This is a genomic window from Micromonospora maritima, from assembly GCF_902825405.1.
GTDB lineage: Bacteria > Actinomycetota > Actinomycetes > Mycobacteriales > Micromonosporaceae > Micromonospora > Micromonospora maritima.
Genome location: NZ_CADEAU010000232.1, coordinates 1 through 8,363, shown reverse-complemented (window position 1 = coordinate 8,363; position 8,363 = coordinate 1). Strand labels below are relative to the sequence as shown.

Annotated in this window: 6 protein-coding genes and 1 pseudogene; 5 read left to right on the top strand and 2 right to left on the bottom strand. The window is 72.7% G+C overall.

Annotated elements, in window-relative coordinates:
* Both HUW36_RS19725 and HUW36_RS19720 read left to right on the top strand, forming a co-directional pair.
* Positions 1-347, top strand: a pseudogene (locus tag HUW36_RS19725) (nitrate- and nitrite sensing domain-containing protein); the annotation flags it as partial.
* Positions 344-766, top strand: a complete 423-nt coding sequence (locus HUW36_RS19720; RefSeq protein WP_013287300.1) for a roadblock/LC7 domain-containing protein — start codon at positions 344-346, stop codon at positions 764-766. The pseudogene HUW36_RS19725 and the gene HUW36_RS19720, both read left to right, overlap by 4 nt.
* A 97-nt stretch (positions 767-863) precedes the next feature.
* On the opposite strand, the gene HUW36_RS19715 is transcribed toward HUW36_RS19720, so the two are convergent.
* On the bottom strand, positions 864-2,351 hold the full coding sequence (locus HUW36_RS19715; RefSeq protein ID WP_174529526.1) for a GH1 family beta-glucosidase: 1,488 nt from the start codon (positions 2,349-2,351) through the stop codon (positions 864-866).
* 839 nt (positions 2,352-3,190) lie between these two features.
* Between HUW36_RS19715 and HUW36_RS19710 the strand changes: the two genes are divergently transcribed.
* A complete protein-coding gene (locus HUW36_RS19710; protein ID WP_174529528.1) occupies positions 3,191-6,088 on the top strand; it encodes a glycoside hydrolase family 48 protein in 2,898 nt (965 codons plus the stop codon).
* Positions 6,089-6,376: 288 nt separating this feature from the next.
* Here HUW36_RS19710 and HUW36_RS19705 read toward each other — a convergent pair whose 3' ends face one another.
* The gene (locus HUW36_RS19705) at positions 6,377-7,072 is read right to left on the bottom strand and encodes a DUF3159 domain-containing protein (RefSeq protein ID WP_174529525.1); all 696 of its coding nucleotides are present in this window, start codon (positions 7,070-7,072) and stop codon (positions 6,377-6,379) included.
* A gap of 87 nt (positions 7,073-7,159) precedes the next feature.
* On the opposite strand from HUW36_RS19705, the gene HUW36_RS19700 reads away from it, so the two are divergent.
* Positions 7,160-8,047, top strand: coding sequence for a phosphatase PAP2 family protein (locus tag HUW36_RS19700; protein ID WP_174529524.1), 888 nt, complete (start codon positions 7,160-7,162; stop codon positions 8,045-8,047).
* An 8-nt stretch (positions 8,048-8,055) separates the two neighbouring features.
* On the top strand, positions 8,056-8,363 hold a 308-nt coding region (locus HUW36_RS19695; RefSeq protein WP_174529527.1), incomplete at its 3' end, for a maleylpyruvate isomerase N-terminal domain-containing protein.

Here is an 8,363-nt window from a genome sequence, read left to right as displayed (position 1 = left end):
GTCCGGTGCCCGGCCGGGCCGAGGACGTGCTCACCCCGCCGGCCGCGACGGCCGGCGGCGGCTGGTTCAGCCGGCAGGGACCCACGTCCGCGGTGCTCGGTGTGACGCCGGCACCGGCGCCGACGCCGGTGACCGGGGGGACCAACGAGCGGGGCCTGCCGGTACGGGTGCCGATGGCCCAGCTCACCTCCGTCACCTCGGCCGCCCGCCCGGCCGCGCGGCACGAGCCGGACCCGGAGGCGGTCGGCGGTATGCTGTCCCGCTTCTACGGCGGGGTACGGCGGGCCGAGGCCGAGGAGACCACCGAGATGTACCTGCCGCGCGACGAAGGGGGACGACGACAGTGACGACGTTGAGCCAGGAGGCACGGGACCTGAGCTGGCTGGTGAACGCGTTCGCCGAGCGGGTCCCCGGGGTGGCGCACGCCGTGGTGGTGTCCTCGGACGGGCTGCTGGTGGCGATCTCCGCGCACCTGCCGCGGGACCACGCGGACAAGCTGGCCGCCGTGACCTCGGGCCTGATGAGCATCACCGCGGGCGCGGCGCAGATGTTCGACGGTGACGTCGTCAAGCAGACCGTGGTCGAGATGGGCCGGGGCTACTTCCTCGTCATGCAGATCCGCGACGGTTCGATCCTGGCGACGCTTGCCGGTGCGGACGCCGACATCGGCGTGGTCGGCTACGAGATGGCCCGGCTGGCCAAGCAGGCCGGCGAGATGCTCACCCCGGCGCTGCGCGCCGAACTCCAGCAGGCGCTGCCGCGCTGAGCTGCGGCCAGGCGCTGCCGCGCTGAGCGGTCACCGTGTCGCCGTGGCGCCGAGGGCGGGTGCCCGGCCGGCGGGATGCCGGCCGGGCCGGTCCCGGTCAGAGTCCGTTGCGGCGGATCACCTCGCGGTACCAGTGGGCGCTGCGCTTGAGCACCCGTCGCTGGCTCGCGTAGTCCACGTAGACCAGGCCCCAGCGCTGGTCGTAGCCCTCGGCCCACTCGAAGTTGTCCAGCAGCGACCACACGTGGTAGCTCTCCAGCGGCACGCCGTCGCGTACCGCGCGGTGGGCGGCGGCGAAGTGGTCGCGCAGGAAGCTGACCCGGCCGGCGTCGTCGATGCTGCCGTCCGGACCGGGGGTGTCCGGGCAGGGCAGGCCGTTCTCGGTGATGGTGATCGGCACCCGCCCGTAGTCACGGGTCACCCGGGTCAGGATGTCGTACATGCCCTCGGGGTAGATCTGCTGCCACTCGGCCTCCGAGGTGGGCCACTTGCGCACCGTCCCGCCGCCGCCGGTGACGTAGATCGGGGTGTAGTACTGCACCGCGAGCAGGTCGACCGGGCTGGAGATGATCTTCAAGTCGCCGTCCCGGACGCCACGGGCCATCCGGCTGTCCGGGCCGAGGTCGGCCAGCACGTCCTGCGGGTACGCGCCCTTGAAGATGGAGTCGAGGTAGAGGCGGTTCTCGTAGCCGTCGTAGAGGCGGGTCGCGGCGGCCGCCTCGGCGCTGTCGTCGGCCGGGTAGCAGGGGTGCAGGTTGAGCGCCGGACCGATCCGTCCGGACGCGCCGGAGGCGCGCAACGCCTGCACGGCGAGGCCGTGGGCGAGTTGGAGGTGGTGCGCCACCAGGTAGGCCGCCGCCTCGTCCCGGTGGCCGGGCGCGTGGTGACCCCAGATGTAGCCGTTCTGCACCACGGTCTTCGGCTCGTTGATGGTCAGCCAGGCCGGCACCCGGTCGCCGAGGGCCCGGAACACGGCGTCGGCGTAGTCGGCGAAGCGCTCGGCGGTGTCCCGGTTCTCCCAGCCGCCGTCGTCCTGCAACGCCTGCGGCAGGTCCCAGTGGAACAGGGTGGCCATGGGTGCGATGCCGCGCTCGTGCAGCCCGTCCAGCAGCCGGCGGTAGAAATCCAGCCCGCGCTGGTTGGGGCGGCCGGACCCGTCGGCCTGGATCCGGGGCCAGGAGATGGAGAACCGGTAGCTGCGCAGCCCCAGCTCGCGCATCAGGTCGAGGTCCTGGGCGTACCGGTGGTAGTGGTCGGCCGCGACGTCGCCGGTGTCGCCGTTGCGGGTACGGCCCGGGGTGTGGCTGAAGGTGTCCCAGACGGACTCGCCCCGTCCGTCCTCCTTGGCCGCCCCCTCGATCTGGTACGCCGAGGTCGCCGCGCCCCAGCCGAAGTTGTCCGGGAACCGCAGTCCGCCGTCCGGGTCCGCGTCGGTGTTGCGCTCGGGTGGGCTGTCGCATCCGGCGACGGAGACGGCGGTGGTCCCGGCCAGGGTGGCGCCGGCGAGCCCGGTCCGGGCCGCGCCGGCGGCGGTGGCGGACAGGGCAGCGCGGCGGAGCAGGCGCCGTCGGGTGAGTAACGACATGGGACTTCTCCTCGAAGTGACGGGCCGCCCTGAGGCCGGGAGCGCTCCCAGCATAGGCCAGGGGCGGCCGGCCTCGATCCGGCGGTCGCGGCGGGAGGCGGCGCGGCCGGCGGACGGCCGGAGGTGGGGTAGGCGGGTGTCGCTCGGGGGGCTGGGGCGAGCGGCGAGGGTGGGGCAGATAGCGAGAAAGGCCGTCCGGGTGGCGTGTCACGCCTGTCCCGTCGGCCTCTTTTGCCGTCGACAACGGGGGTTTAGTGTGGGGACGGGGGAGGGCAACCCCCGTCCCCACCGGTGATGCACACACGCACGAAGTGGAATTGGCGTCCGTCGTGCGTGTCGCGCGGGAGCCGGGCCACGCGAGTGGCTCTGGTTCCACCTCCCTCCGTCTGGCGGGTGATGGCCGGCGGCGGTGTCCGGGCTGGTCCGCCGTCGGCCACAGGGCCGACGCGTCGGGCACGGGTGTCCCCGACGATCCAGTACTTACATCTCCGTCGATGGAAGCGCTCCCATCGGCGATGCTGCGACTGTAACGCCCGTCACGGCTTTGGAAAAGCCCCTAAACGAGATCGAAACATGGACGTGGGTATCTGCCCTGGCCGTTGTGGTGGGAGCGCTTCCATGTCACACTCTCGACACACGCGACGTGGAGCCAGCTCGCGAGCGCGGGCCGCCGAGGGCACCCGGTGACGAACCGGTGCGGCGCCCGATCCCCGGCACGGCCGGGACGACCCCTTTCCGGACGCCTCCGTCCCCCCGCGTACGCCCGTCGACGCGTGGAGGCGCCCCGCCGGGACCCCGGTCCCGGCCCGGTCCGAGGAGACACCGCCCACATGAGACTTCTGGCCAGACGTCGCCGCACGGCGATGGTCGCCGCCACCGCCCTCGCCATCGGCGGGGTGGCCCTGCCCGCGAGCAGCGCGCAGGCCGCACCGGCCTGCGACGTGACCTACGCGACGAGCGACTGGAACACCGGCTTCACCGCCACCGTCACCATCAAGAACCTGGGCGACGCCCTGAACAACTGGTCACTGAAGTTCGCCTTCCCGAACAGCAGCCAGCGGGTCACCCAGGGCTGGTCGGCGAAGTGGAGCCAGTCCGGCAGCGAGGTCACCGCGACCAACGAGTCGTGGAACGGCAGCCTGCCCACCGGCGCGTCCACCAGCATCGGCTTCAACGGCAGCTACAGCGGCAGCAACCCGAAGCCCACCGCGTTCACGCTCAACGGCGTCGCCTGCAACGGCGCCACCACCAACCAGCCGCCGACGGTCTCGCTCGGCGTACCGGCCGGCCCGTTCGAGGCGCCGGCCGACGTCCCGCTGACCGCGACCGCCAGCGACCCCGACGGGACCATCAGCAAGGTCGAGTTCTACCGCAACGGCCTGCTGGTCAACACCGACACCACCGCCCCGTACGGCTACGACCTGCTCGACCTGCCGGCGGGCAGTTACACCGTGCAGGCCAAGGCGTACGACAACGCCGGCGGCAGCGCGACCGCGGAGAAGTCGTTCACGGTCAGCGCGGCCACCGGGCCGAAGCTGCTCGCCACCCCGTCCGCGGTGAGCGTCGAGGAGGGTGGCAGCGCCACGGTGCGGTACACCCTCAGCGCGGCGCCCAGCGGCAACGTCCCGGTGACCCTCGCCGTCACCGGGGACAGCGACGTCACCGTCTCGCCGGCCACGCTGACGCTCACCCCGAGCAACTGGAGCACCGGCGTCACGGCCACCGTCTCCGCCGCAGAGGACGCCGACACCGCCGGCGGCACCGCCACCGTGACCGCGTCGGCCACCGGCTTCGCCCCGGTCGCGGTCGTCGCGACCGAGGTCGACAACGACACCCCGGGCGGCGACAACGCCTACATCAAGAAGTTCCTCGACCAGTACGGCAAGATCAAGAACTCGGGTTACTTCAGCCCCGAGGGCGTGCCGTACCACTCGATCGAGACGCTGATCGTCGAGGCGCCCGACCACGGGCACGAGACCACCTCGGAGGCGTTCAGCTTCTGGCTCTGGCTGGAGGCCCAGTACGGCCGGGTCACCCAGAACTGGGCCCCGTTCAACAACGCCTGGACGGTGATGGAGAAGTACATCATCCCGTCGCACGCCGACCAGCCGACCGCGGGCGCGCCGGGCACCCCGCAGTACGCGGCCGAGCACAACCTGCCCAGCCAGTACCCGTCGGCGCTGGAGGCCAGCGTCCCGGTCGGCCAGGATCCGCTGCGCTCGGAGCTGCAGTCCACCTACGGCACCGGTGACATCTACGGCATGCACTGGCTGCTCGACGTCGACAACACCTACGGCTTCGGCCGCTGCGGCGACGGCACCACCAAGCCCGCGTACATCAACACGTTCCAGCGGGGCACCCAGGAGTCGGTGTGGGAGACCGTGCCGCAGCCGTCCTGCGACACGTTCAAGCACGGCGGCCCGAACGGCTACCTGGACCTGTTCGTCAAGGAGTCCAGCGCCCCGGCCAAGCAGTGGAAGTACACCAACGCGCCGGACGCCGACGCGCGCGCCGTGCAGGCCGCCTACTGGGCGCTGACCTGGGCCAAGGCGCAGGGCAAGGAGGCCGACGTGGCGGCCACCGTGGCCAAGGCCGCGAAGATGGGCGACTACCTGCGCTACGCGCTGTTCGACAAGTACTTCAAGAAGATCGGCAACTGCGTCGGGGCGTCCACCTGCCCGGCCGGCAGCGGCCGCGACTCGGCGCACTACCTGCTCTCCTGGTACTACGCCTGGGGCGGCGCGTACGACACCTCGCAGAACTGGTCGTGGCGGATCGGCTCCAGCCACAACCACTTCGGCTACCAGAACCCGTTCGCGGCCTGGGCGATGACCAACGTCGCGGAGCTGAAGCCGAAGTCGCCGACCGCGGTCTCCGACTGGCAGAAGAGCCTGGACCGGCAGCTGGAGTTCTACACCTGGCTGCAGTCCGCCGAGGGCGGCATCGCCGGTGGCGCCACCAACAGCTGGGACGGCAGCTACGCCCAGCCGCCGGCCGGCACCGCCACCTTCTACGGCATGTACTACGACGTCGACCCGGTCTACAACGACCCGCCGTCCAACCAGTGGTTCGGCATGCAGGCCTGGTCGATGCAGCGCATCGCCGAGCTGTACCTGCAGACCGGCAACGCCAAGGCCAAGGCGCTGCTGGACAAGTGGGTGCCGTGGGCGATCGCCAACACCACGACCGGCGCCAACTGGTCGATCCCGTCGGACATGAAGTGGACCGGCCAGCCGGCCAACTGGAACCCGACCAGCCCGCAGCCGAACACCAACCTGCACGTCGAGGTGACGGTCAAGGGCCAGGACGTCGGCGTCGCCGCCGCCTACGCCCGCACGCTCATCGCGTACGCGGCCAAGTCCGGCAACGCCGCGGCGAAGACCACCGCCAAGGGCCTGCTGGACGCGCTCTCGGCGGCCGCCGACAGCAAGGGCGTCTCGATGCCGGAGAAGCGCGGCGACTACAAGCGCTTCGACGACGTCTACAACGCCGCCGACGGTCAGGGCCTCTACGTGCCCTCCGGCTGGACCGGGAAGATGCCCAACGGCGACGCGATCGCCAGCGGCAAGAGCTTCCTGGACATCCGCTCGTTCTACAAGAACGACCCGGACTGGCCGAAGGTGCAGGCGTACCTGAACGGCGGCGCGGAGCCGGTCTTCAACTACCACCGGTTCTGGGCCCAGGCGGACGTCGCGATGGCGTACGCCGACTACGGCACCTACTTCCCGCAGGGATGAGGTGACTCCTCCTCCGTGGGCGGGGTTCGCCCCGCCCACGGAGGAGGCCGCCCCGGCCGATGGGGGAACGGAGCGGCCGGGTCGGCGGACGGCCTGACGCCCACGGTCAGGCCGGGTGGGCCGGCCGTCCGGACGACGCAGCGGACGGACCGGCCCACCACTCCGCCCGGGGACGACCCATGGCGCGAAAAGGCACGGAAAAATCAGCGCTCCACGGGATCACATCCGTGGCGCGGACGGAGTACCGTATTTCACGGAGAGGCCGCTCCCCCCGTGGCGGCCTCTCCACTACCTTTCCGGGGCCGGTTCCGGCTCCCCGTGCGCAGCGGTCGCGTCCACCGGGTGTCGTGGCCCCGGATGCCCGGCCGGCAGCGACCGGCTCACCACCACCCAGCTCGCCGCCAGCGCCGCCGCGATCAGCGGCCAGGTCAGCGCCGCCCGGGTCACCGTCAACGCCACCACCCGCCCGTCGAGCCAGAGCGGGACGAAGACCGCCACCCGCAGCACGTACGTGGCCGTCCACACCCAGCTGCCCCGGCCGTACGCCCGCAGCAGCGCCGGGTCGCGTCGCCAGCGGGCACGCTGGCGCAACGCCACCCCGACCACCACGCCGAGCAGCGGCCACCGCACCACGATGCTGACCGCCCAGGCGACCGCGCTGGCCGCGTTGGAGGCGATCTGGAGCAGGAAGAAGTCGGCCGCCCGGCCGGTGCGCACCGCGATCAGCGCGGCCACGCAGACCGCGAGCAGACCGACCAGGACCGAGCGCGGGCGGTCACCGCGCCGCCACCGCCAACCGGCCACGGCCGCGCCGGTCAGCACCGCGGCGAGCACCCCGCCCCACAGCCCGCCGAGCACCCAGCCGAGCCCGAACGCGAGCGGGGGCAGCGTCGCGTCCACCGCGCCCCGTCGTCCGCCGAGCAGGTCGGCCAGCGACTCCGGGCGCGGCTCGACGGGCCGTTCCCGTTCCGCTCCGCCGGTCACCTGCCACCTCCTCCGGTCGCCCCGCCTCAACCTACGCCGCGATCCCTGACGCTCCCGCGCGCGCCGGACCGGGCCTACCGCTAAGTTGTGCGGGTGCGGGAGACGGCGAGGGGTTGGACGGCGGTCTGGTTGGTCGTACTGGCCCTGACCCAGACAGCGATGTTCGTGCTGGTGTGGCGGTTCGCCGTGCACACCGAACTGGGGCAGTGGCTGGACACGGTCGCGTTGACCGGCAACCGGATCGGCCAGGACCGCATCGACGGTCCGGTGGACACGCTCCTCAACGCCATGTCGGTGGTGTCGCTGCTGGTCGCGACCGCGGTGATCGGCTTCATCGCGTTGATCCGGGGCCGCAAGGCGCTCGCGATCACCGCGACGCTGCTCATCGCCGGCGCGAACGTGAGCACCCAGCTGCTCAAGTACTACCTGGTCCGGCCCGACTTCGGCATCGACCCGGAACGGGCCGCCGCCGGCAACAGCCTGCCCAGCGGACACACCGCGGTGGCGGCGTCGGTGGCGATCGCGCTGATCCTGGTGCTGCCGCGGCAGGTGCGGGTGGCCGGCGCGTTCCTCGGCGCCGGTTACGCGGCCGCGGCGGGGGTCGCCACGCTCTCCGCCGGCTGGCACCGGCCCAGCGACGCGATCGCCGCCTACCTGGTGGTGGGCGCCTGGGCCGCGGCGGCCGGGCTGGTGCTGCTGTTCTTCCAGCGGGAGCAGGCCGTGGTGGAACGGGGCGACGCACACCGGCTGGGCGCCGCCGTGCTCGGCGGGGCCGGCGTGGTGGCTCTGCTGGGTGCCGCACTGGCACTGTCCTGGCTGGTCGACCGTTCCACCGTCGCCGTCGAGGAGCTCGGCCGCCGTCCGCTCTTCGTCGGGTACGCCGGCAGCGCGGCCGGCATCGCCGGCACGATCGCCGTGGTGGCCGCGCTGGTGCTCGCCGTGGTGCACCGGCTGGTGCCCCGGTGGAAGGGCTGACCGGGCCGGTGGCACCGGTCCGGGCGGCGTTCCGGGACGAGTGCGCGCGGCTGGAGCGGGTCCTGCACGGCCTCGACGACGCGGCGCTGGACCGGCCCACCCCGTGCCCGCCCTGGCTGGTGCGGGACCTGCTCGCGCACGTGAGCACCGGGGCCGGCCGGCTCGCCGGGATGCTCGCCGAGCCCGCGCCGCCGCACGCCGAGGTGGACGCGGCCGGCTACTTCGGCGCGGCCAAGTTCAGCCCGCCGGTCGACCGGGAGCGGATCGACGGGGCGCGCCGGGCCGCCCGGGAGCTGCCCGGCGTGGCCGAGGTGGC

Excerpts from the sequence above, each read along its gene's own strand:
- HUW36_RS19715 (WP_174529526.1), bottom strand. The coding sequence starts at position 2,351 with ATGTCGTTACTCACCCGACGGCGCCTGCTCCGCCGCGCTGCCCTGTCC.